The organism is Selenomonas bovis DSM 23594, assembly GCF_000381005.1.
In the GTDB taxonomy this organism is placed as follows: Bacteria; Bacillota; Negativicutes; order Selenomonadales; family Selenomonadaceae; genus Selenomonas_C; species Selenomonas_C bovis.
Window position 1 is genome coordinate 18,097 of the sequence record NZ_KB908392.1, and the last position, 22,026, is coordinate 40,122.

General features: G+C 61.0%; 24 protein-coding genes and 1 tRNA gene. 5 read left to right on the forward strand and 20 right to left on the reverse strand.

Features of this window, described 5'->3' with window-relative positions; all coding sequences use genetic code 11:
* The 3 genes from F599_RS14865 (at position 1) to F599_RS0107695 (ending at position 2,003) form a co-directional block, all read left to right on the forward strand.
* The gene (locus F599_RS14865) at positions 1-1,314 is read left to right on the forward strand and encodes a restriction endonuclease subunit S (protein ID WP_019542947.1); all 1,314 of its coding nucleotides are present in this window, start codon (positions 1-3) and stop codon (positions 1,312-1,314) included.
* Positions 1,315-1,394: 80 nt separating this feature from the next.
* Positions 1,395-1,589, forward strand: a complete 195-nt coding sequence (locus F599_RS0107690) for a type II toxin-antitoxin system HicA family toxin (protein WP_026327890.1) — start codon at positions 1,395-1,397, stop codon at positions 1,587-1,589.
* Positions 1,590-1,601: 12 nt separating this feature from the next.
* A complete protein-coding gene (locus F599_RS0107695; RefSeq protein ID WP_019542949.1) occupies positions 1,602-2,003 on the forward strand; it encodes a type II toxin-antitoxin system HicB family antitoxin in 402 nt (133 codons plus the stop codon).
* A 239-nt stretch (positions 2,004-2,242) separates the two neighbouring features.
* On the opposite strand, the gene F599_RS0107700 is transcribed toward F599_RS0107695, so the two are convergent.
* Together F599_RS0107700 and hydF are read right to left on the reverse strand one after the other, a co-directional pair.
* On the reverse strand, positions 2,243-3,127 hold the full coding sequence (locus F599_RS0107700; RefSeq protein WP_019542950.1) for a hypothetical protein: 885 nt from the start codon (positions 3,125-3,127) through the stop codon (positions 2,243-2,245).
* A 37-nt stretch (positions 3,128-3,164) separates the two neighbouring features.
* Positions 3,165-4,397, reverse strand: coding sequence for a [FeFe] hydrogenase H-cluster maturation GTPase HydF (hydF, locus tag F599_RS0107705; RefSeq protein WP_019542951.1), 1,233 nt, complete (start codon positions 4,395-4,397; stop codon positions 3,165-3,167).
* A gap of 153 nt (positions 4,398-4,550) precedes the next feature.
* Between hydF and F599_RS0107710 the strand changes: the two genes are divergently transcribed.
* Together F599_RS0107710 and F599_RS0107715 are read left to right on the forward strand one after the other, a co-directional pair.
* Positions 4,551-5,114: a hypothetical protein gene (locus tag F599_RS0107710; protein WP_019542952.1), complete on the forward strand. Its 564-nt coding sequence runs from the start codon at positions 4,551-4,553 to the stop codon at positions 5,112-5,114.
* A gap of 137 nt (positions 5,115-5,251) precedes the next feature.
* Positions 5,252-6,397: an HD-GYP domain-containing protein gene (locus tag F599_RS0107715; protein WP_019542953.1), complete on the forward strand. Its 1,146-nt coding sequence runs from the start codon at positions 5,252-5,254 to the stop codon at positions 6,395-6,397.
* A 191-nt stretch (positions 6,398-6,588) separates the two neighbouring features.
* Here F599_RS0107715 and F599_RS0107720 read toward each other — a convergent pair whose 3' ends face one another.
* The 18 genes from F599_RS0107720 to F599_RS0107810 form a co-directional block, all read right to left on the reverse strand.
* Complete coding sequence (locus F599_RS0107720) at positions 6,589-7,413, reverse strand: pyridoxamine kinase (protein ID WP_019542954.1); 825 nt, start codon at positions 7,411-7,413, stop codon at positions 6,589-6,591.
* Positions 7,410-7,904, reverse strand: coding sequence for a preQ(1) synthase (queF, locus tag F599_RS0107725; RefSeq protein ID WP_019542955.1), 495 nt, complete (start codon positions 7,902-7,904; stop codon positions 7,410-7,412). Before queF ends, F599_RS0107720 begins: the two co-directional genes overlap by 4 nt.
* Positions 7,891-9,639, reverse strand: coding sequence for a putative bifunctional diguanylate cyclase/phosphodiesterase (locus tag F599_RS0107730; RefSeq protein ID WP_019542956.1), 1,749 nt, complete (start codon positions 9,637-9,639; stop codon positions 7,891-7,893). The genes queF and F599_RS0107730 overlap by 14 nt, the downstream gene beginning before the upstream one ends.
* A gap of 13 nt (positions 9,640-9,652) precedes the next feature.
* Positions 9,653-9,880 (reverse strand): hypothetical protein, encoded by a 228-nt coding sequence (locus tag F599_RS0107735; RefSeq protein WP_019542957.1) that lies wholly within the window; start codon positions 9,878-9,880, stop codon positions 9,653-9,655.
* Positions 9,881-10,088: 208 nt separating this feature from the next.
* Positions 10,089-11,336 carry an S-layer homology domain-containing protein gene (locus F599_RS0107740; RefSeq protein ID WP_019542958.1) on the reverse strand — a complete coding sequence of 416 codons (1,248 nt, stop codon included), beginning with the start codon at positions 11,334-11,336 and terminating at the stop codon, positions 10,089-10,091.
* A gap of 471 nt (positions 11,337-11,807) precedes the next feature.
* Positions 11,808-12,563, reverse strand: coding sequence for a succinate dehydrogenase iron-sulfur subunit (sdhB, locus tag F599_RS0107745; RefSeq protein ID WP_019542959.1), 756 nt, complete (start codon positions 12,561-12,563; stop codon positions 11,808-11,810).
* 17 nt (positions 12,564-12,580) lie between these two features.
* Positions 12,581-14,482 carry a succinate dehydrogenase flavoprotein subunit gene (gene sdhA / locus F599_RS0107750; RefSeq protein ID WP_019542960.1) on the reverse strand — a complete coding sequence of 634 codons (1,902 nt, stop codon included), beginning with the start codon at positions 14,480-14,482 and terminating at the stop codon, positions 12,581-12,583.
* Positions 14,483-14,559: 77 nt separating this feature from the next.
* The gene (locus F599_RS0107755) at positions 14,560-15,183 is read right to left on the reverse strand and encodes a succinate dehydrogenase/fumarate reductase transmembrane subunit (protein ID WP_019542961.1); all 624 of its coding nucleotides are present in this window, start codon (positions 15,181-15,183) and stop codon (positions 14,560-14,562) included.
* 95 nt (positions 15,184-15,278) lie between these two features.
* The gene (locus tag F599_RS0107760; RefSeq protein ID WP_019542962.1) at positions 15,279-15,845 is read right to left on the reverse strand and encodes a Fe-S-containing hydro-lyase; all 567 of its coding nucleotides are present in this window, start codon (positions 15,843-15,845) and stop codon (positions 15,279-15,281) included.
* 23 nt (positions 15,846-15,868) lie between these two features.
* Positions 15,869-16,711: a fumarate hydratase gene (locus F599_RS0107765; RefSeq protein ID WP_026327891.1), complete on the reverse strand. Its 843-nt coding sequence runs from the start codon at positions 16,709-16,711 to the stop codon at positions 15,869-15,871.
* Between the two features lie 196 nt (positions 16,712-16,907).
* Positions 16,908-17,396: a metallophosphoesterase family protein gene (locus F599_RS0107770; RefSeq protein WP_019542964.1), complete on the reverse strand. Its 489-nt coding sequence runs from the start codon at positions 17,394-17,396 to the stop codon at positions 16,908-16,910.
* Entirely contained in the window at positions 17,393-17,983 is a 591-nt protein-coding gene (gene rdgB, locus F599_RS0107775; RefSeq protein WP_019542965.1) for an RdgB/HAM1 family non-canonical purine NTP pyrophosphatase, read from the reverse strand. Before rdgB ends, F599_RS0107770 begins: the two co-directional genes overlap by 4 nt.
* Positions 17,984-18,019: 36 nt before the next feature.
* Positions 18,020-18,766 (reverse strand): ribonuclease PH, encoded by a 747-nt coding sequence (rph, locus tag F599_RS0107780; protein WP_019542966.1) that lies wholly within the window; start codon positions 18,764-18,766, stop codon positions 18,020-18,022.
* 412 nt (positions 18,767-19,178) lie between these two features.
* The gene (locus F599_RS0107790) at positions 19,179-19,853 is read right to left on the reverse strand and encodes a coenzyme F420-0:L-glutamate ligase (RefSeq protein WP_019542968.1); all 675 of its coding nucleotides are present in this window, start codon (positions 19,851-19,853) and stop codon (positions 19,179-19,181) included.
* Between the two features lie 12 nt (positions 19,854-19,865).
* Positions 19,866-20,417, reverse strand: coding sequence for a hypothetical protein (locus F599_RS0107795; RefSeq protein ID WP_019542969.1), 552 nt, complete (start codon positions 20,415-20,417; stop codon positions 19,866-19,868).
* Positions 20,417-20,884, reverse strand: coding sequence for an acyl-CoA thioesterase (locus F599_RS0107800; protein ID WP_019542970.1), 468 nt, complete (start codon positions 20,882-20,884; stop codon positions 20,417-20,419). Before F599_RS0107800 ends, F599_RS0107795 begins: the two co-directional genes overlap by 1 nt.
* Positions 20,885-21,037: 153 nt before the next feature.
* On the reverse strand, positions 21,038-21,820 hold the full coding sequence (murI, locus tag F599_RS0107805; RefSeq protein WP_019542971.1) for a glutamate racemase: 783 nt from the start codon (positions 21,818-21,820) through the stop codon (positions 21,038-21,040).
* A 79-nt stretch (positions 21,821-21,899) separates the two neighbouring features.
* Positions 21,900-21,988 (reverse strand) — tRNA-Ser (locus F599_RS0107810).
* Positions 21,989-22,026: the final 38 nt, after the last annotated feature.

The window sequence follows — 22,026 nt, forward strand, 5'->3', positions numbered from 1 at the left end:
ATGGCAAAGAACAAGAAAGAAATGACACCAGAAGAACGCCTTGCCGCCGCCCTTGTGCCAGAGGAAGAGCAGCCATATGAGTTGCCAGAGGGCTGGGAGTGGGTGCGACTCAGTGGTATCGCTGAAATCGTTCGTGGTGGATCACCACGCCCCATAAAATCATTTCTGACAACAGAAGATACTGGCGTAAACTGGATAAAAATTGGTGATGGTGAGCGATACGGAAAATACATTACTAGTACGGCACAAAAAATCATAACTACTGGTATGTCCAAAAGTCGATTCGTACATAGTGGAACGTTATTGCTGAGTAATTCCATGAGCTTTGGCCGTCCGTATATTCTAAAAATAGATGGTTGTATCCATGATGGGTGGTTAGCCATATTTGACTATGAAAAACTATTCAATCAAAACTATTTGTACTATTTACTATGCTCACCTTTGCTATATAATCAATTTGCATCTAAGGCGGCAGGAGCAGTGGTACAAAATCTCAATAAAGATAAGGTAAAGGCATCTCTCGTTCCTTTGCCGCCGCTCTATGAACAGCAGCGCCTTGTTGCGCGCATTGAGTCATTGTTTGTCAAGCTCGATGCCGCCAGGGAAAAAGTCCAGTCCGTCCTCGACTCCCACGAAACCCGCAAAGCCGCCCTGCTGCACGACGCTTTCACGGGGAAACTGACGGCGAAGTGGCGGGAGGAACAGGGCCTACCGGAAAAAATATATAAGACCGTGCCACTAAATCAAGTATGCGATAGCATATTTGATGGCGACCATATGCCGCCACCAAAATCAAATAGCGGTATTCCTTTTTTGGTGATTGCGAACGTGAATAAAGGAAAACTAAACTTTACCGGCACGCGATTTGTTCCACAAGACTATTACGAATCATTGACCGATACACGAAAGCCACAAAACGGCGATGTACTATATACGCTAGTAGGAACGTATGGTATCCCCGTTTTAGTAGACACAGACGAAAAGTTCTGCTTCCAGCGTCATATGGCTCTGCTGAAACCTAACAAATCATCTATCCTGCAAAAATACTTATGGTATACACTTCAAGAAAAAGATTTTTATCAGCAAGCAACAAAAATCGCAAAAGGAACGGCGCAACTAACTGTGCCGATAAAAGGATTACGTCAACTGACAATACCTCTCCCCTCTCTCCCCGAGCAGCAAGAAATCGTCCGCATCCTAGACCGCCTGCTCGCGCGTGAGCAGCGCGCCCGGCAGGCGGCGGAGGAAACGCTGACCGCCATCGACCGCATGAAACAATCCATCCTCGCCCGCGCCTTCCGCGGAGAGCTCTAGGGGCAACTAAGCAAGTACAGAAGGAATTCGCTCTTGTCGAAGTGTGTATTCGTATGTATAATATAGATGAGGTGAACGGAATGACATATGCAGAGCTCATACGGTTCTTGAAAAAGAATGGTTGCATCCTTTCTTCTCATAACAGCAACCATGACATGTATTACAGTCCGATCACCGGAAAACGATTCCCCGTCGGGCGTCACGTCAAACAAGAAGTGCGTCCGGGGACGCTGAACTGTATCCTTCTACAAGCCGGACTAAAAAACAAGAAATAAGAAGGTGTTCCCATGAAATACAATTATCCTGCTATCCTGACCCCTGGAGATGGCGGCGTCTATGTGGGATTCCCAGATCTTCCCGAATGCTTTACAGATGGCGACAATATGGATGATGCCATCCGCATGGCCAATGATGCTCTCTCGCTTTGTCTCTACGAGCGTGAGGAGCACAAGGAGGAGATTCCCAAGGCAACATCTGCGGACAACCTCCCCATCCCGCAAGGCTCTTTCATCGCCATCATCCAGGCAGATACCACACCGGTTCGCAAGCTGAACGAGAAAAGATCTGTCCGCAAGAACATCACGATCCCTGCCTATCTTGACACTCTCATCAAGGAGCATCATCTGAATCTCTCGAATTTCGTCCAAAACGCTTTGATGAAGAAATTCCGCATGTCTTCGGTTCATTGATATCAAGCACAGCACGCATTCTGAAAAAAAGCGTTCCGGCGAGAAACCGGGCTGTGAGCCCGGAACGCCCGAAGACGCGAACTGTCCGCATGACCTGCCTGTCCCCGGGCAGTCATGCGGACAGTTCTATATGAAAAAACGATGCTGCACAGGCGTGAGATTTCACGTTTGTGCAGCATCGTTTTGTTCGATTTTCTGACGCGCTCCTCGTGTCTCAACGGGGAACGCTGTCAGCCCCTTCACGCATCGATACGATACCGATCGACCCAGGCGGCGTGATCCTTCGCGTAGAGGCGCAGGACGGTGAGACCGTCGGCCTGTGGCATGCCGGATTTGATGAGGCGGTAGGCGCCGCCCATGTCGTCCTCCATGTCCTTCCAGCCCGTCTGTCCGCTCCAGTAGTGCGCCGCCACGATGCGCTCCGTGCCCTGCGGGAGGTTCACGGCCTTCTTGAGGAACTTGATCTCGAGCGTGTCGCCCGCGACATTCTTGACCGTGTCCCACTCCCAGTAGATGAGGTTGTCACCCTTGCGGCGCATGGTCGTCGTGTCGGCGATGGCGGTCGTCGTGAGGCCGTCCACCTCGCTCGTCCAGAGATCCTGCCAGCGGTCCTGCGCCACGCGGCGCTCGAGCTCGTGCTGGTGGAACACGTGGTCGACGATGGCGTCATAGTACTGTTCGTCGAACGACTGGGAGTTGATCTCCTTCTCCCGGCCGTCCGTATGCGACCAGAGCACGCGGCCGCTCGCGTCGTAGAGGTCCTCCTTCATATACTGCACCATGCGGTTCTGCGGGTTCACCTTGAGGAGCGCCACGCTGAACGCGAGCTGCGCAGGGTCAGGGATGACCTCGCCGATGCCGTAGGCCGCGATGGTCTCCTGCGCGCCGCCGTAGCTGTAACCGGTCTTGATGTAGGCCTCGATCTCGGTCGGCACCCTGCCGCGCGCTGTCTCGACGCTCGCGGTCGCGACGACCGATGCGGGATCGAAGAAGTTGCTGTATTTCTCATCCGACGACAGCCAGTACCAGTCCATCCCGCCGGCATCGTCAGCAAACGCGAACGACGTTGCGCAGAGACAGAGGACGAACATCAGGAGCGCAGCTGTCAAACGAAGTTTTTTCATTCTCATCACCTCATAACGAAATCATGGGAAGTCCATCTCAGGCCTCCGCCGTCTCCGGCAGAGCGACGTCTGGGAGGATGCCGAGGAGCGCGGCGATCGCGAGCCCGTAGTTCGTCATCGGCACGCCCGCCGCGCGCGCCTCCGCGACGCGGCAGAGCACGTAGCTGCGGTTGAACATGCAGCTGCCGCAGTGGATGACGATATCGTAGCCCGTGAGATCCTCGGGGAAGTCCTTGCCCGAGACGATATCGAGGGCGATCTCGCCGCCGAGCTCCCGGCGCAACAGGCGCGGCAGCTTCACGCGGCCGATGTCCTCCGCGAGCGGCTTGTGCGTGCAGGCCTCCGCGATGAGGATGCGGTGCGTGCCGCCCGCCGCGCGGAGCGCCATGAGCTGCCGCGCGCCCGCGAGGAAGTAGGCAAGATCCCCCTTGAGCGCCGCGAAGAGCACGGAGAACGATGTGAGCAGGCTCGCCGCCGGCTTTTTCGCGTGCACGATGCGGAACGCCTGCGAGTCCGTGATGATGAGGTGCGGCGGCCGCCGGAGCAACGCGAGCGCCTCGTCGAGCTTGTCCGTCGTGCAGGAGAGGACGAGCGCGTGCTTGTCGAAGAGCTCGCGCAGCGTCTGCACCTGCGGCAGGATGAGGCGCCCCTTCGGCGCCTGGATGTCCTGCGGCATCACGAGCAGCACGGTATCGCCCTCGCGGCAGAGGCTTCCCGTGATGGAGCGCAGCGCGTAGTCCTCAGGCAGCAGGCGCGCGATCTCGCGGCGAAGCGCCTCCATCCCGCGGCGCTCCCGCGCGCTCACGGCGAGCACGGGCACGCGCGCCGACGCGCGCAGGGCCGCCACGCGCGCCGCGCCGCCGTCCGCGAGCCGGTCCGCCTGGCTCACGACGGCGAGCACGGGACGCCCCATCTCCCGCAGGTGCGCGGCGAAGCGCAGCGCCTCCGCGTCGCCCGCCGCCTCAGGCGGGAAGAGCACGAGCGCGATGTCCGTCTCCTGCGCCGCGCGCTCCGTCTGCCGCACGCGCGCCGCGCCGAGCTCCGCCTCGTCGTCGTCGAAGCCCGCCGTATCGATGAATACCACGGGGCCCATCCCCGCGACCTCCATCGACTTGTAGACGGGATCCGTCGTCGTGCCGGGCTTCGCGGAGACGATGGCGAGCTGCTGTCCCGTCAGCGCGTTTAGGAGCGACGATTTCCCGCTGTTGCGCCGCCCGAAGAGCCCGATGTGCAGCCGGCTCGCCCGCGGCGTATCCTGAAGCGTTGTCATACCATTCACACCCTTTCCTCTCCAGTATATCACGCGCCCGCCGTCCTGTGGTAAAATGTAAATAAAAATCCTGCGTCATGCAGGAAGAGAAACAACGGATGCCCGCGCGCCGCAAGGCGCAGTGCGCAGGCATCGCGCAAAGGAGTCCTCACCATGTCCAACTATCAATCCTTCACCGTCGGCGAGCCGTTCCCCCTGCCCATCGTCCACCAGGCGGACGGCGGCATGTTCCAGGTCGACGGCAGCGGCGCCATGTTCATCCTCCAGCTCAGCCGCGCCGACGTCATCGCGGCCGAGGCGTTCCGCACGGGCGCGATGGAGCTCGCGCTCTACGAGGAGGCGGGCATCCTCTTCCTCCTCTACCGCATCGACGGCATCTTCAAGGAGGGCTGGGGCGACTGCCCGCTCGCGCTCCATCTCGTGAAGCGCGAGCACCAGCCGACCGCGGCGAGCCTGCGCGACCATACGCTCCACCTCTATCTCGTCGACACGCGGCTGCAGCTCCTGCTCGCGCTGCGCGACGCTGCCATGACGCCGGCGTTCCAGCGCGTCCTCACGGACTATGTGACGGCGCACGCGGGCGAGACAGTCGATGCCGCCGACTTCTCGCGGCGGCTCCAGTCCGTCTGGGCCGCGCGCACGAGCGCCGCCATGCGCGAGCGCGCCGCCGCCGTCCTCTCCCTCCCGTTCACGCTCGGCGCATCCCAAAAGAAATGATAGAAAAGCCGCCTGCTTTATGATATGATATTTCCTATGGGATATATCATAAGCTGCGGCCTAAAAGCGCGCCTCATAGCTAGCGCTTCCCCCACCTGCTTCTGATACGGGAAAATGAGTAAAGGAGATCGGAAACCATGCTGCGCCTCTCTGTCAAAGACCTCAAAAAGGGCATGATCGTCGCCCAAAGCATCTACAACAACCACGGAGGCAGCTACCTCGTCCGGGGCAGCGCCATCACGCCGGAATATATCCGCCAGCTGCAGAAGATCGGCATCCCGACCGTCAACGTGACCTCCGCGGATCCGAATTTCCAGCTCCTGCCGCCGGAGGACGTCGTGCAGGAGACGACGCGCATCGATGCCATCCAGCATGTGTTCGAGGCGTTCCAAAGCATCGAGCAGGAGGGGCGTCTCGACGCCGAGGCGATGGAGCGCGTCTCCGACAACATCCTCATCGACCTCATCCAGCGCAAGGAGAACCTCATCCAGCTCACGGACATCCGCCTGCACGACACCTACACGTTCGCGCACAGCGTCAACGTCGCCATCCTCTCCGCCATGCTCGGCCTGCACTGCCACTATACGAAAAAGGATCTCACCCTCCTCACGCTCGGCGCGCTGCTCCACGACCTCGGGAAGATCGGCATCCCCGCAGAGATCCTCACGAAGAACACGCGCCTCACCGACGAGGAGTTCGCTACCATCAAACAGCATCCAGAGCTCGGCGCAAAGCGCATTCACGAGATGGACCATATCCTCCCCTCGACGAGCCTGCTCGCCGCCATCGCGCGCGAGCACCACGAGCACATCGACGGGCGCGGCTACCCGCGCGGCCTCGATGGAGAGAAAATCCACCGCTTCGCGAAGATCGTCGCCATCGCCGACGTCTACGACGCACTCACGAGCGAGCGCCCCTACAAGCGCGCCTACACGCCGAACGTCGCCTACAACATCATGAAGAACGTCAACATCGGCCAGTTCGACGAGACGCTGCTCGATATCTTCTTCAACAACGTCGCCATCTACCCTGTCGGCACCATCCTCAAGACCACCTGGGGCTATGCCATCGTCAAGCAATGCGAGTTCGGCAAGACGGAGTCACCGACCATCATCCTCTTCGCCGATCTCGATGGCAAGGTGCTCAAGGAGCCCATCACCATCCACCTCGCGGACGACCCGCGCGGCACGAAGGCCATCCAGATGGTCATCGCCGACAACGAGCTCCGTCATTTCATCCACTCTCTCAGCGTCGATCCCTCCATCTATCTGCAGGAGGCGTGAGGCGCAGCAAGTCCATATACCGCAAGGGCGGCGCACGCGATCCGCAAACGATCGCGTGCGCCGCCCTTGTGCTATGTAAATCCCCAAGAACGCAAGCCGCAGGCGCAGCGTGATTGGTTGGATTTACTGTAAGGGCAATGCACAATGTCCACGAAGTGGACGTTTGTGCATGTAGTTTTCCATCCTCTGTCCTACCGCAGTTCCGTCAGGTACTCCTCGAACGGCAGGCCGTAGTTCCAGGGGAGGTCGAGCGCGACGGCGTAGGTGAGGCATTTGCTGATGAAGTCGGCGGCCTTCTTTACGGCGTCGGTGAGCGATGCGCCCCGCACGAGGCTCGCGGCGACGATGGCGGCGAAGGCGTCGCCGCTGCCGCTGCGGTCGCCGCCGACCTTTTTCTCCTTGAGCAGCGTGCCGCGCCCCGCCTCATAGACGAAGTTCTCAATCATCTCGCCCTCGCTGAGGCCCGTGATGACGACCTGCGATGGCCCTTGCGCCGCGAGCTCCGCTGCCATGTACTCGAGCTCCGCCGCCTCGACGCGGCCGCCCTCAGGGTACGGGCGGTCGAGCAGGCGGCAGGCCTCTGTGAGGTTCGGCGTCACGATGTCCGCGAGCGCGAGCAGGCGTTTCATCCCGTCGCACATCTCCTGCGTATAGGAGGAGTAGAGCTTGCCGTAGTCGCCCATGACGGGATCGACCATGACGCGCGTGCCCGGCTGCTTGAACATGCGGATGAAGTCCGCGACGATGGCGATCTGCTCCGCCGAGCCGAGGAAGCCCGTGCAGATGCCGTCGAACTGGACGCCGTTCTGCTGCCAGTCCTCCATGTAGGGACGCATGCGGCTCGTATAGTCGTCGATGAAGTGCGTCGGAAAGCCCGTATGGCACGAGAGGATGGCCGTCGGCAGCGGGCAGGCCTGCACCTTGAGCGCGGAGATGAGCGGCAGCTCGACGGCGACAGAGCAGCGGCCGAACCCCGTCACATCGTTGACGAGCGCGATGCGCTTCTGCCGCTTCATCGGTTATCCACCTTGTCGAGGGCGTAGAGGTCGTGCTCCATGAAGCGGTGCTCGGCGAGCTTTTCATACTTCGTCCCCGGACGGCCATAGTTGGCAAAGGGATCGATGGAGATGCCGCCGCGCGGCAGGAATTTCCCCCAGACCTCGATGTATTTCGGCTCCATGAGGCGGATGAGGTCCTTCATGATGACGTTGACGACATCCTCGTGGAAGTCGCCGTGGTTGCGGAAGCTCACGAGATAGAGCTTCAGCGACTTGCTCTCGACCATGCGCCTGCCCGGCACATAGGAGATGTAGATGGTCGCGTAGTCCGGCTGGCCCGTGATCGGGCAGAGCGCCGTGAACTCCGGACAGTTGAATTTCACCCAGTAATCGTTATCCGGGTGACGGTTCTCGAACGTCTCGAGGATCTCCGGGCAGTAGTCGTAGTGGTAGTTGACGTTTTTCTTGCCGAGGAGCGTGATGTCCTCGGCTGCTTTATCTCGTGGCATAGCTTGGTTCCCCTTTGTCTGTTGGCAGGATGTGGTCAGGATAGGGCGCGATGAACTTCGCCGTGAAGTTCTCCGGCGCCTCGGGATGGCCGAATAGATAGCCCTGGATGACGTCTGCCTGGCAGGTGTCGCGCAGGCACTCGTAAGCGCTCTCCTCCTCGACGCCCTCGACGCAGACCCGCATGCCGATGCTGTGGCAGAGTGATGTCACGGCGCAGACGAGCTCCTGGTCAAAGCCGCCGTCCGTGATGCCCTGGACGAACGCGCGGTCGAGCTTCACGATATCGCAGGAGAGGTTCTTGAGCGAGGCGAGCGAGGAATACCCCGTGCCGAAATCATCCATCGCGATGCGGATGCCCTGCCTGCGGTACTCGTCGAACTGCTCGTTGACGAAATGCCAGTCCGCGACGATGCGGCTCTCCGTGAGCTCTAGCGTCACGGCCTCCGGCGGCACGCTATGGCGCGCGAGGCAGGCGGGCACGAACTCGCGGAACGAGAGGTCGCGCACCTGCTCGTAGCTCATGTTGACGCTCATGCGGAAGTCCGGCAGCAGCGCGCGCCAGGCTTTCACCTGCTGCACGGCCTGCTCGAGGAGCCATTTGCCGACGGGCAGGATGAGCTTCGTCTCCTCGAGCAGCGGGATGAACTCCATCGGCGCGACCATGCGCCCGCGCGGGCTGCGCCAGCGCAGCAGCGCCTCCGCGCCGATGAGGCGGCGCGTCCGCGCGTCGACCTGCGGCTGGTACATGAGGCGGAACGCGCTGCAGCCCTCCTCCACGCTCGCGCGCAGGTCGTCGCGCATCGAGATGGAACGCACCCAGCGGTTGTACTGCTCCTTGCTGAACAGGCAGTTGCGGTTCTTGCCCGCGCGCTTCGCGAGATCCATGGCCGCCTCCGCGTGTTTCTGCAGCACGAGGTAGTCCTTGCCCGCCTGCGGGTAGAGCACCGTGCCCGCCGAGACCGTGAGGAAGATGCGGTGCCCGTCGAGGTCGAACGGCTGCGTGAGCGCTTTCTGCACGTTTTCGTAGAGCCGCTGCGCTGTCTCTGCATCTGCCATCGGATAAATGATGCCGTACTCGTCGCCGTCGAGCTTGTAGAGCGTGAGCTCCTCCGGCAAGAGCGCGAGGATGACGTCGGCGACGAGCTTCAGTACGCGGTCGCCGAACATGCGGTTGAACGTCTCATTGACGATCTTGAAATTATCGATGCCGAGCACGAGCACGGCCCCGCCCTGCCCCGTGATGCGATACGCCGAGAGCGCGACGCGCAGGCTGTGCTCGAACTGGTATTTATTGAGGAGGCCCGTGATGTCGTCCGCCTGGTTGCGGTTCGCCATGCGGCGGATCTCGCTCACGAAGATTGGCTGCGCGCCGTCCTTGCCGAGCGCGCCGACGCGGCCGCGCGAGCGCAGCCAGACATAGACGCCGCTGCGATCCCGCACGCGGTATTCCATCGCGTGCTCGAAGACGTTGAGCCGGTCCATGATCGCGCTGAGCGAGGCCGCGAGCTGGTCCCGTTCCTCCGGGTGCACCAGCGGCGTCCATGCCGCGCCGAAATCAGCAACGACCTCCGCCGGCAGGCCGAAATCCCGCACGAGATTCGGCGAGAGCAGCGCCGTGCGCGTCTCGATGTCGACGAATACGAGATATTCGTCCGTCGTGCGCTTGATGAGATCGAACAGCGCCTTGCAGCGCCGGAGCAGCGGACTCAGCGGCGCCCTTCCCTGTTTGCCCATAACATTCACTCTTTCAATGTTCGTCCGGTGTCTCTGTGCCATGCTGATGGCCGAGCGCCGCCGCCGTCGCCGCGTCGATGAGCCCGCCGTGGGCGAAGACCGTGACGAGGCGGTCGTTCATTTCCTTGTAGATCTCATAGATACCAGCCGGCTCGCCCGCGCGGATGCGGGCATGGTAGGCAAGCTTTGCCAGGCGGTTGATCCGGTAGTAGGCCTGTTTCCTGATGAATGGTTGCTTCATAGATTCTGCGCTCCTTTCTCGTTTTCCCGTACAGTCCCTTTGTCTGCCAGAGAGTCGGCAGGGGCCGCTTGGGCTGCTTGCTTTTTTATTCTTATTCGCGATTCTCCGCGGGATTTCCTCTTTCCTGCCTGAGATTCTCCTCCGATTCTCCCGCACATGCAAAAAGGCTCCCCAAACGGGGAGCCTGTGGATTCCTTGCGGAGTTCAATCAGAAGAAGAAGCTCACGCGGCCGAAGAGGGTCTTCGTCTTGATATCGGAGTTGGCGAGATCCTTGCCGTCGAAGTAGGAAGCATACGTGTGGATGTTCTTGAACGGAACATACTCAGCGCCGACTTCCCAGCCCTTCTTGTTCTTGATGTTGCTATACGTATCATACGTCGGAGCGAACGCCGTGTTCTCACCGAGGTAACGATAAGCGGCATAAGCGCCCCAAGTGCCGGCGTTCTCGTTCTGCGCGCCCTTGTAAGCGAGCTCGACATTGTATGCCTTATCGAAATCATCGGCTTCCGTGTTCTGCGCGTAAGCGCCGCCGAGCTTCCAGTTGCTGTCGAAGCGATAGCCGAGACCGACGCTCCAGACGTTCGCCGTATCTTCGTTGTTATCCTTGCTGTATTTCGTGAAGCCCTTGAGCGCATCGGAAGTGAAGTGACGATATGCAGCACCAGCGGAGAGCTTGCCCTCATCGCCCGTGAATGCGATACCCTGATAGTTCGCAGCCTGATCCTTGATGCTATTGATGCCGGACCAACGACCAGCCTCGAGCGTCGTCTTCAGGACGTTGCCGAACTGCACGCGCGCGCCGGAGAACTCATCATCGAGGGTCATGCCCTCGGACTCATCAGAGAAGAGCCCCATCTTGCCGAGGCGGATGTCAAAGTTGTCGTACTTGCCTTCCGCATAGACGCGCTTCAGCTTTGCCGTGCTCGTGCTGGTATCGTCATTTTTCATGTTCATATCAGCATCCAGACGTGCGTGAACAGCCCAGTTGCTGTTCACCTCAGCGGTCGGATTCAGGCGGAAGCGGAGCAGGTCCTTGTTTTCTTTCGGCTGGCCGTCCTTGCGGTCGCTGTAATAGCGATAACGCATCTCGCCGTTCCACTTCACCATGTCAGCATTCTTCTCGAGGTTCGCGACGCGGACGCCGAGGTTGTTGAGCTCATCGGAGAACTCAGCGGCAAGCTTGTCGATCATGGCCTTGTCAGCAGCGGAGACGTCCTTCTTTGCCATAGCCTTTGCGACCATCTGTGCCATCTCATAGCGCGTGATGTTCTTGTCGCCCTGGAACGTAGCGTCGCCATAGCCCTCGATGACGCCGTCAGCAGCGAGCTGGGAAACAGCGTCATACGCCCAATGGTCAGCCGGGACATCGGAGAACGGGTTCGCAGCAGCGAACGTCGTGGATGCAGCGCCGACAACGAGAGCCGTCGTCAGTGCGGATACGAGAGTCTTTTTCATAAGTAACTCCTCCTCAGGAAGCTCTGCAGCACGCAGGCTCCCTCAACAAAAAAACCGGAGTTCCGGCGGAGAAGCAGGCCCTGATACGAGTGTCCATGTTTCCTCGATCGCACTGCCCTCGCCTGGAACACGTTTATGTTAGCACAGGAACCCCACGGGTTCAAGGGAAGTAAAGAAATTCTAACGGAAACGGGAAGAAGATATTGGGAACAAACGACAATACGCGCATAAAACAAGAATCTGCGCCATTTTCTGTCAAGAGTGTGTGGCGAGACAAATCGTTCGATTCCCGACGAAAGCACCTCCTTCGAGAACACTGATGAACGCAAGCATTTTACCACTCACCTTGAGTGGATGAGCACACACTTCCTTCAGGCTCCTTGTGCGCAAAAAAGCCCCGCAGGGAACTTTTCGATCCCTGCGGGGCTTCCGCTGTGACGGAGGAATGACTTTGCGCAAGCCGTCCGCGTCTTAGTGGTTGAAGATATTCTTGAGCGCCTGCTTGTTGACGTCGCGGTTGAGCTGTGCGAGGTACGTCGTAAGCTTGATGTTCTTCGGGCAGACCTCGACGCAGTTCTGGCTGTTGCCGCAGCTCGTGATACCGCCTTTCGCCATGAGCGCGTTGAGGCGCTTCGGCGCATCGAACTTTCCGAGCGGATGCAGGTTGAAGAGATACGCCTGCACCGTCGGCGCCGGGCCGATGAAGTCGGACTGCGGACCGACGTTCGGGCATGCCTCGAGGCAGCAGCCGCAGGTCATGCAGTGCGAGATCTCGTAGGCCGTCTGTGCCGTGTACGGGTTCTGGATTGGCGCGTCCTTGACCTCCCATGTGCCGTCGATCTCGACCCAGCCCTGGATGCGCTTGAGGCTCTCGAACATGACGGAGCGGTCGATGAGGAGATCGCGGATGACCGGGAACGTGCGGGCCGGCGCGAGGTGGATCGGCTGGTCGAGCTTGTCGACGAGCGAGCAGCACGCCTGGCGCGCCTTGCCGTTGATGACCATCATGCAGGCACCGCAGACCTTCTCGAGGCAGTTGCACTCCCAGGTGACGGGCGCGACGCGCTTGCCGTCAACCGTGACGGGGTGCTTCTGGATCTCCATGAGCGCTGCAACGACGTTGAGGCCGGGGCGATAGTCCACATCGAACTCCTGCGTGTACGGCTTCTCATTCGGGCCGTCCTGGCGCTCGATGACGAATCTGACTTTTTTCTGTTCTTCTGCCATTTTCTATGTCCTCCCTCTTACTCTTTCTTCGCGACAGCGTAGTTACGGAGACGCGGTTTGATGAGAGAGTGCTCGAAATCGCGGTAAGAAACGACCGGCATCTCATTTTCCTTGTCGAAATTGACGATTGTCGTCCGCATGAACTTCGTGTCGTCACGCTCCATGAAGACGAGGTCGCCCTTGTCGTCCGTCGCGCGGCCCGTCTCCTTGTCGAAGTGGAACTCGCCGTGCTTCTTCGTGACGCGCTCCTTGAGGTCGGGCGCCATCTCGTTCCAGTCCTTCTCGAGGATGATCTTCGCGTGGGCGCCGCGGCTCTCATCGCGCTGCAGTGCGGACTGCGTGATCGCCATCGCGTAGATGATCATGTTGCGGAGCTGGCGCACGAACATCGCCTCCTGGTTCGCCCAGTGGCCGCGGTCCGTGATGCCGATGTTCTCCCAGCGCTTGAGGATCTTCTTGAGCTCCTCGACGCACTCGCGGAGGCCGTTGTTGTCGCGCTCGACGGAGACGTACTTGTACATGATGTCGCCGAGCTCGTGATGGAGCTGATGCGCGTTCTCCGGGCCGTTCATCTGGAGGATCTTCTCGAACTCGTCGACGGCGGACTGGCGCGCAGCCTCCATCTCAGCGTCCGTCAGCGGCTCGCCGTTCTTGCCGGAGCGTGCGTAGCGCAGGCTCTCCGGGCCGGAGATCGTGCCGGAGTACGCAGCCGAGAGCAGGGAGTTCGCACCGAGGCGGTTCGCGCCGTGGTACTGGTAGTCGCACTCGCCGGATGCCATGAGGCCCGGGATGTTCGTATGATGCTCGCGGTCGACCCAGATGCCGCCCATGGAGTAATGGATGGACGGGAAGATCTCCATCGGCACCTTGCGCGGATCCTTGCCTACGAAATCATCGTACATCTCGAGGATGCCGCCGAGCTTGCGCTCGAGGTAGTCAGCCGGAATGTGCGAGAGGTCGAGGTAGACGCGGTTCGGGTTGTGCATGCCGAGACCCATGTGCACGACGACCTTGTAGATGGCGCGGGACGCGACGTCACGCGGCACGAGGTTGCCGTAGGCCGGGTACATATCCTCGAGGAAGTACCAGCGCTCTTTCTCGCCCGTCTGCGGGTTCTTGCGGTAGACCCAGACGCGTCCGCCCTCGCCGCGGCAAGCCTCGCTCATCAGGCGGTTCTTGTCGGAGCCCGGGATGGCCGTCGGATGGATCTGCAGGAACTCGGGGTTGCCGAGCTCCGCACCCTGCTGATAGACGGAGGAGACGGCGGAGCCGTTGCAGATCGTCGACGCCGTGCAGCGGCCGTAGACCTGGCCCGGGCCGCCCGTCGCGAGGATGACGACGTCAGCGGGGAACGAGACGATCTCCATCGAGTTCATGTTCTGCGCAACGATGCCGCGGCAGATGCCGTCCTTGTTCTTGATGATGCGGATGAACTCCCAGAACTCGTACTTTTTCACGCCGCCCTTGACTTCCCAGCGGCGGACCTGCTCGTCGAGCGCGTAGAGGAGCTGCTGGCCCGTCGTGGAGCCGGCGAAGCAGGTGCGCTTGTTCTTCTGGCCGCCGAAGTTGCGGAGGTCGAGAACGCCCTCCGGCGTGCGCGTGAACGGCACGCCCATGCGGTCGAACATCTTGATGAGCTTCGGCGCGGCCTCGACCATGCCCTTGACAGCGAGCTGGTCGGCGAGGAAGTCGCCGCCGTAGACCGTGTCATCGAAATGCTCGTAGATGGAATCATGCTCGCCCTTCGTGTCCATGCAGGCGTTGATGCCGCCCTGGGCGCAGAGGGAGTGGGAGCGCTTGACGGGGCAGTAGGAGAAGAGGTCTACCTTGCCGCCGCCCTCGCAAATCTTGAGCGTCGCCATGAGGCCGGAGAGGCCGCCGCCGACGACGATGATCTTATTTTCTGGTTTGTTAGCCATTCTTTATCTCCTTTGCTCGGAACACGCGAGGCAGCGGAAAACCGCCCCGCATCCGGTTGACTTCAGGTATGCGCGACTCAGAACAGGACGTAGTGCGCCATGAACGCAATCGTCACGAGGCTGAGTGCCGCGCACAGGAGCATGGACAGCACGCTCACGACATTCTGGACGCGCGGGCCCTTCGCGATGCCCCAGGTCATGCAGAACGTCGTGATGCCGTTGCAGAAATGGAAGATCGCCGCGAGCATACCGATGACGTAGAGCACGACGACCACAGGGTTCTGGAAGTAGCTGTCGAGGAGCTCATAGGAAATGGGCACGCCGCAGATGCCTTTCAGATAAATGCGGAGATAGAAGACGTGCCAGAGAAGGAACGGTACGAGGTACCAGGCAGTCCAGCGCTGCAGCGTGAACATCCAGTTGCGGATGTAGCCGAAGCGGCCGGGGTTGCAGTTCGCCTGCAGCGCGATGTAGACGCCGTAGACCGCATGGAAGATCAGCGGAATCGCGATGCCGAAGATCTCGAGTCCGTAGAAGATGGGGCGCGGGATGAGCTCCATCATCGCGAGGCCGCCGTTCAGGGCCTCCGGGCCGCCGAGCGACGTCGCATTCGTGAAGACGTGCTCAAGGATGACGATGCCGAGCACGAACAGGCCAACGAGCGAATGCAGGCGGCGCAGGTAAAAAGATACGTTATACATTCTAAACCTCCTAAAATAATACCCCGAGGCATGAGGAAGCGCCGCGTGGCCGCCCCGCAGGGGAGCGGCGCCGCGGATTCCCCTTCCTCCTTATATCAGTACCCCTTGAGGGTGCGATATTTCTCCTGGTTGACCTCGTAGAGGCTATTGCCCTCGCAGTCGATGACGCAGATGGCGGGGAAATCCTCGACCGTCAGCTTCGCGAGCGCCTCCGGGCCGAGCTCCGGATACGCGAGGACTTCGTATTTCTTCACGGACTTCGCGATGAGCGCCGCAGCGCCGCCGACAGCCGCGAAATACGTGACGTGGTTCTTCTTCATGGACTCGATGACTTCCTTCGAGCGGGAGCCTTTGCCGATCATGCCCTTGATGCCCTGGTCGAGCATCGTCGGCGTGTAGGCGTCCATGCGGCCGGAGGTCGTCGGACCGCAGGAGCCGATGGGGTCGCCCGGTTTCGCCGGCGTCGGGCCGAGGTAGTAGACCATCTTGTCATGCCAGTCGATGGGGAGCTTCTCGCCTTTGGCGAGCGCCTCGCACATCTTCTTGTGCGCCGCGTCACGCGCCGCGTAAATCTCGCCGGTGATGAGCACCGCGTCGCCGATATGGAATTTCTTCGACATCTCCTCCGTGAAAGGAGTATGGATCTTGATAGGTTCTGCCATGATGCTTCCTCCTCTTCCTCAAATCAAAGCGTGCGCGTCTTGTGACGGCAGGCGTGGCAGCAGATCGTCACAGCGACCGGCAGGCCGGCGATGTGCGTCGGGCCCCACTCGATGTTGACGCCGAGGCAGGTCGTCGTGCCGCCGAGCTGCGGGCCGATGCCCGTCTGGTTGATGAGTTCGAGGAGCTCGTCTTCGAGCTTTGCGTATTCCGGCATGGGATTGTGCGAGTCCACGGGACGCGTGAGCGCGATCTTGCTCATGACGGCCGCCTTGTCCATCGTGCCGCCGATGCCTATGCCGATGACCGTCGGCGGGCAGGGGTTCATGCTCGCGTGGAGGATGATGTCCATGACAGCCTTCTTCACGCCCTCGACGCCGTCCGCCGGCACGAGCATCTTGATGCCGCCCTTGTTCTCCGAGCCGAAGCCCTTGGGCTCGACCGTGATCTTGAGCTTGTCGCCCGGCACGATCTTCGTGTAGATGGCGCCCGGCGTGTTGTTGCCCGTGTTCACGCGGTTGAAGAGCGGCTCGCTCACGACGGATTTCCTGAGATAGCCGTCCGTGTAGCCCTTGGCGATGCCGTCGTTGACGGCCTGCTCGAGGTCGCCGCCCACGATGTGGAGATCCTGACCGACCTCGAGGAAGACGATCGTGAAGCCCGTATCCTGGCAATAGGGGCGATCCTCGTTTTTCGCAATCTCCGCGTTCTTGATGATCTGATCGAGTACGTTCTGGCCGACCGGGGACTTCTCCGTCTCGCGGCCGCGCTTGAGTGCCGCGTAGACATCGTCAGGAAGATAGTAGGCTGCTTCCTTACACATCTGGGCTACGTTTTCAGTGATTGTTTTTGCGTCGAGTTCTCGCAAAGTAATCCCTCCCACTTAGAAGGAGCGCCGTCCCGCGCCTCCCCACAGCAATCAATAGAAAACCGCAGGGAAAGCGTCTGTCAGAGACCGCACTCCGATAAAAAATCATACGCTCGTAAGGTAATTCTATCACATTTGTTCCCTTGGTTCAAGCAAGAGAAAAGCGGCGCGAGGCCGCTAAAATAGTGAACTTTATTCATTTTTGACCGAGCCTGTGCAGGCGCACCTCGGGCGCTTTTCCCGGCGCGAGATCCACCGTCATGAACGAACCGCGCGCAGCGTCGCGCGGGCGCGCAGCCGAGCCGGGATTGAGCACGGTGATCGGCGTGCCGGGAGTGTACTCCGCGACGTGCGTGTGGCCGTAGACGGCGATGTCGCAGTTCGCTTCCGCCGCCGCCTCGACGAGGAAGCGCGTGCCGTACTGGACGCCGTAGACATGACCGTGCGTGAGGAGGATGCGGTGCCCCGCCGCCTCGACAACGATCGTCTCGGGCGTGTTCGGGTTCGGCCAGTCGCAGTTGCCGGGCACGAAGCGGACATCTGTCTGCGCGATGGTCGCGAGGTACTGCGCGTCGCCCACGACGTCGCCCGCGTAGAGCCAGAGCTCCGCGTCAGGCGCCATGGCGAACACCGTATCGACGACATCGATCGCGCCGTGGGTGTCGCTGAGGATGCCGATCTTCATGCGAGCACCTCCTCCAGCTGCCGGACGAGCGCGCGCAGCGCCCTGCCCCGGTGGCTGATGGCGTCCTTTTCCGCAAAGGTGAGCTCCGCCATGCTCTTCTCCCCGACGTAGAAATACGGATCATAGCCAAAGCCGCCCTCGCCGCGCGGCTGCGTGCGGACTGTGCCGTCGCAGCGCCCGTCCGCCGTATACACCGTGCCGTCCGTATCCTCGAAGACGAGCGCGCAGCGGTAGTCGGCCGCGGACTGCGTGAGGCCGCGCGCTGCAAGCTCCGCCACGAGCTTTTCGTTGTTCGCCGCGTCGTCGCCGTGCGTCCCAGAGAAGCGCGCGGAGTGCACCCCCGGCGCGCCGCCGAGCGCCGCGACCTCGAGGCCCGAGTCGTCCGCGACGCAGGCGCAGTGCGTCGCCAGCGCGTAGGCATGCGCCTTGATACGCGCGTTCTCCTCGAACGTCGCGCCGTCCTCGACAGGCTCTGGGACCTCCGCGAACGCGTCGAGCGCCACCACCTCGACGGGGAGATGCGCGAACGCCTGGCGCATCTCCCGCAGTTTTCCCTGGTTCTTCGTGGCAATCACAATCTTTTTCATGACTCCGGCCTCCTTTTCCCTGCTTTCCCTGCGCGCCTAGCCGACACGGCCGACGAGCCAGACGAGCTCACCGCCGAGTACATCCTTCTGATAGGAGATGAGCTCTCGGCAGCCTTTCTCCCCGTAGTCGAGGAGCGTCGTGAGCTCCGCGCGGCTGAACGGCCGCCCCTCGCCCGTGCCCTGCACCTCGACGAAGCGGCCGTCGCCCGTCATGACGACGTTCATATCGACGATGGCCTGCGAGTCCTCCTCGTAACAGAGGTCGAGGATGGGCGCGCCCTCATGGCTCACGCCGACGCTGACCGCCGAGACGAAGTCGCGCACGGGGAACGTGCCGCCCTTCTCGTAGAACGAGGCGCACGCCTCGACGAGCGCGACGAACGCGCCCGTGATCGACGCCGTGCGCGTGCCGCCGTCCGCCTGGATGACGTCGCAGTCGATCTGGATCGTGCGCTCCCCGAGCGCCTTCATGTCGACGACGGAGCGCAGCGCGCGCCCGATGAGCCGCTGGATCTCCTGCGTGCGGCCGTTCTGCCTGCCGCGCACTGCCTCACGCTGCGTGCGCGTGCTCGTCGCGCTCGGCAGTAGCGAGTACTCCGCCGCGATCCACCCCTCTCCCGTGCCGCGCTGGAAAAAGGGCACGCGGTCCTCGACGCTCGCCGCGCAGATCACCCGTGTCGCGCCCATCTCGATGAGCACCGAGCCCGCGGGATAGCGCTGGAAATGTCGCTGCATCGCATACGGCCGGAGCGCGTCCGGCGCTCGCCTGTCTGGTCTTGGCATCTATCTGACTTCCTCTCTGATATACATTGATGATAGCACCACGAGCTATATTCCCGCTTAAGGAAGCACTGATTAAATGAAGTGCTCCGGATTTACGTGGATGCGCTGTATCTCTCTAGGAGACAAACCGCAGGCGTAGCCGAAGCTACGCTGAGGTTTGTCGACGACGAGAGGACAGCGCAGACGCGTGAAGACGGAGTGCTGAATTAATCAGTGCTTCCTTAAGGAAACGCTGATTAATAGTTGAACCGCGCATCCACTTTATCCACTTCAAGTAAGTGGAAAAATCTTGCATTAATCAGCGCTTCCTGAAAAAACCTCCCCGCATGGGAAGGTTTTTCAGCATCAGCGCAGGCGCCTTTTCGCTAGTTGCCTGCGCTGATGATGGAACCTCGCCCGGCATCTGCCGTGCTCAGCGGTTCCCGTGTTTACTTTCCTGGTACTGCCGATAGTTCTTGATGATGCAGATCGGCGTCTTCTGGCTCGCGTTGCCGAACGGATTGTCGAGCAGGAGCTTCGCCGCGAGCGGGCCGTCCACCTTGTCCGTCACGCCGACGACGCGGCTGCGCTTGAGGTCGTTGACATCGGCGATCATCGCGCCGAAGCAGCCGAGACGCTGCTGGAGCTTCTTGACGACCTCGTTCGGATCCTTCGGCCCATAGACGATGCATTTGTCGAACGGCGGCATCGTGCCCGTCACATCGTCGATGAGCGCCGTCTGCTCGCCGCCCCATTTATAAAAGAGGCCGCCCTGTCCCACGAGCTTGCCGAGGAAGCCGGCGAAGAGCGCGAACGCCACGCGCCATTTCCCCTCGACGTCCATGAGCGACTGCATGCCGTGCGGCGACGCGAGGCTGCCGTAGTCCGGGATGAACCGGCAGCAGAACTGCGCGACGCGGGAGATCTTGAGATCCTCCGGGCGCACGAAACGCCCCTGCGTGATGGCGACGACGCTCTCCGCCGTGCAGAGCAGGTCGTCTGGGCCGATCTTCCCCTTCGTGTACTGCTCGATGCAGTCGACAATATCATCTTTCTCGGTCAGGATGCGCGTCGGGACCGGGATGCGTTCTACCTTTGCTTCTGCCATGCTCTCTCCCCCTTAGTCCTTGGCGAGCGTAACGCCCGCGAGCTGCGCGATCTCCTCTGCCGTGAGCGTGAACCGCACCTTCGTGTAGTGCCACGGCGTGCGGCCCGTCTCCATCCAGATGAAATCGATCGGCACATCGACCATGTGGGAGAGCGCCTCGGCGAGGCTCAGCCCCTTGCGCGCGGTGAGCCTGATCTTCGCGAAGATGTGCAGCTTGTCCTCGCCGTTCTTGTCGCCCTTTTTCTGGATGAGCACGGCCTCGAAATAGTCGTCCTCACGCGGCGCGCCCTCGCGCTCCGCCTTGCCGCGCGCCTCGACGGCGTCATACTGCTCATACGGCAGCTGCGGACGGGCGATCGCGTCCATGATGGTCGCGCACGAGCCGCCCTCGTTGAGGAACGTGAGCTCCTTGCTCAGCACGATGCTCTGCTCATCCATCTGCTCCTTCACGAACGGCGCGTCCGTCTTCACGACGACGTTCTCCTTGCCGAGGCTCGCGAGCACGAGCCTGCCCAGCACATAGACCGCCAGGCAGACGACGAGAATCCAAAAAATGATTTCCATTACGCTTCCCCTTTTCCCTGCGGAGCGGCTGATGTGCTCAGCGCTCCCTGTTTCTTCTCCTGCTCCATCGCCCGCTTGAGGATGGACCAGTATTTATCAGTCAGCCGCTCGATATGGCCTGTCTCGCGGCTCGTATAGACATTCTGCGTGTGACCTGTCACGAGGACGGTGCCCGTCTGTGCGTCGAGGATGCGGTAGTCGAACGCCATCTTCGCCTTCGTGAGCGCCGTCGGCGTCGTCTCGATGAGCAGCTCTTCGTCGAAATGTCCCGGCGAGAGATACTTCGCCCGCACCTCTGTGATGGGGAAGACGTAGCCGTCGTCCATGAGCATATCGAGCGTGATGCCGATGGAGCGCAGATACTCCACGCGGCCGATTTCGAACCAGCGGATATAGTTCGCGTGATGGACGACCGCCATCGCATCTGTATCGTAGAAATTCACGCGGTGTTTCACCGTCACAGGCATGAAAAACTCCCCTTTCCGACGCCCCGCAATATGCCGCAAAGCGTGCGCCCCAAAGAATCAGTGATTCCTTAGATTCCTTAATAAGACTAAAGCAAACGCCGCAGAAAGTCAAGAAACCGCACGTCCCAAACGCGCGCAGCTCCCCGCCCGTCCTCAGAGCGCGTACACGCGGTCGAGCTGGCGCAGATAGCGCTCGATGCGCGCGAGCTCCTGCGGCGCCGTCACGCGGCGCCCCGAGTAGTAATACGTCGTCGCGCTCATCCCCGCCTGCGCGAGCTCGCCGCGCGCTCGCAGACGGCGCACGAGCTCGTTCACCGTCCCCTCGTTGCCGTCGACGAAGCGCACCGAGGGCGGCACGACCTCGCGCAGCGCCGCCTTGAAATAATTGAAATGCGTGCAGCCGAGCACGAGCGCCGAATACGCCTCGAGCGGATACGGCGCGAGCTCCCGCTGCAGGTACGCGCGCACGGCGGGCGAGTCGAACTCCTGCCGCTCGGCGAACGTCACGAGCTCCGGCAGCGCGAGGCGGTCGACGAGATGCTCCTTGTCCACGCGCTCGATGAGCGTCTCGAGTTTCGCGCCCGCGATCGTGATTGGCGTCGCCACGACGAGCACGCGGCGGTTGCCGTCGAGCGCGAGCGCCTTCTTCGCCGCGGGCTCCATGCCGATGATGGGCAGATCGTAGCGCGCGCGCATCGCGGGCACCGCGACCGACGTCGCTGTATTGCAGGCGACGACGATGGCATCGACGCCCTGCCGCACGAGGAACGCGAACGCCTCCGCCACGAACGCCTCGACCTCCGCGCGCGTCTTTGTCCCGTAGGGCACATGCGCCTCATCCGCATAAAAGAGGAACTCCTCATGCGGCAGCACACGGCGCGCATGATGCAGCACGGAGAGCCCGCCCATGCCCGAGTCAAAAAACGCAATCTTCAAGCGGAAAACTCCCTTCAAGAAATCATTCCATTCTAACAATAAAGGAAGCCGCCCGCAGGCGGCTCCCGAATTCGCAATCTGGCGGAGAGGGTGGGATTCGAACCCACGGTGCGTTGCCGCATCACCGGTTTTCAAGACCGGCTCCTTAAACCACTCGGACACCTCTCCGCGACTTGTTTATTATAGCAAGGCAGCTGCGCTGTTGT

Bases quoted from the DNA above. Each gene is read 5' to 3' on its own strand.
- F599_RS0107710 (WP_019542952.1), top strand. From the start codon at position 4,551: ATGTCCAACTATCAATCCTTCACCGTCGGCGAGCCGTTCCCCCTGCCC.
- F599_RS0107715 (WP_019542953.1), top strand. From the start codon at position 5,252: ATGCTGCGCCTCTCTGTCAAAGACCTCAAAAAGGGCATGATCGTCGCC.
- hydF (WP_019542951.1), bottom strand. From the start codon at position 4,397: ATGACAACGCTTCAGGATACGCCGCGGGCGAGCCGGCTGCACATCGGG.
- F599_RS0107695 (WP_019542949.1), top strand. From the start codon at position 1,602: ATGAAATACAATTATCCTGCTATCCTGACCCCTGGAGATGGCGGCGTC.
- F599_RS0107690 (WP_026327890.1), top strand. From the start codon at position 1,395: ATGACATATGCAGAGCTCATACGGTTCTTGAAAAAGAATGGTTGCATC.
- F599_RS0107755 (WP_019542961.1), bottom strand. From the start codon at position 15,183: ATGTATAACGTATCTTTTTACCTGCGCCGCCTGCATTCGCTCGTTGGC.
- sdhA (WP_019542960.1), bottom strand. From the start codon at position 14,482: ATGGCTAACAAACCAGAAAATAAGATCATCGTCGTCGGCGGCGGCCTC.
- F599_RS14865 (WP_019542947.1), top strand. From the start codon at position 1: ATGGCAAAGAACAAGAAAGAAATGACACCAGAAGAACGCCTTGCCGCC.
- sdhB (WP_019542959.1), bottom strand. From the start codon at position 12,563: ATGGCAGAAGAACAGAAAAAAGTCAGATTCGTCATCGAGCGCCAGGAC.
- F599_RS0107735 (WP_019542957.1), bottom strand. From the start codon at position 9,880: ATGAAGCAACCATTCATCAGGAAACAGGCCTACTACCGGATCAACCGC.
- queF (WP_019542955.1), bottom strand. From the start codon at position 7,904: ATGCCACGAGATAAAGCAGCCGAGGACATCACGCTCCTCGGCAAGAAA.
- F599_RS0107800 (WP_019542970.1), bottom strand. From the start codon at position 20,884: ATGCCTGTGACGGTGAAACACCGCGTGAATTTCTACGATACAGATGCG.
- rdgB (WP_019542965.1), bottom strand. From the start codon at position 17,983: ATGAAAAAGATTGTGATTGCCACGAAGAACCAGGGAAAACTGCGGGAG.
- F599_RS0107720 (WP_019542954.1), bottom strand. From the start codon at position 7,413: ATGAAGCGGCAGAAGCGCATCGCGCTCGTCAACGATGTGACGGGGTTC.
- F599_RS0107795 (WP_019542969.1), bottom strand. From the start codon at position 20,417: ATGGAAATCATTTTTTGGATTCTCGTCGTCTGCCTGGCGGTCTATGTG.
- rph (WP_019542966.1), bottom strand. From the start codon at position 18,766: ATGCCAAGACCAGACAGGCGAGCGCCGGACGCGCTCCGGCCGTATGCG.
- F599_RS0107740 (WP_019542958.1), bottom strand. From the start codon at position 11,336: ATGAAAAAGACTCTCGTATCCGCACTGACGACGGCTCTCGTTGTCGGC.
- F599_RS0107770 (WP_019542964.1), bottom strand. From the start codon at position 17,396: ATGAAGATCGGCATCCTCAGCGACACCCACGGCGCGATCGATGTCGTC.
- F599_RS0107730 (WP_019542956.1), bottom strand. From the start codon at position 9,639: ATGGGCAAACAGGGAAGGGCGCCGCTGAGTCCGCTGCTCCGGCGCTGC.
- F599_RS0107760 (WP_019542962.1), bottom strand. From the start codon at position 15,845: ATGGCAGAACCTATCAAGATCCATACTCCTTTCACGGAGGAGATGTCG.
- F599_RS0107700 (WP_019542950.1), bottom strand. From the start codon at position 3,127: ATGAAAAAACTTCGTTTGACAGCTGCGCTCCTGATGTTCGTCCTCTGT.
- F599_RS0107790 (WP_019542968.1), bottom strand. From the start codon at position 19,853: ATGGCAGAAGCAAAGGTAGAACGCATCCCGGTCCCGACGCGCATCCTG.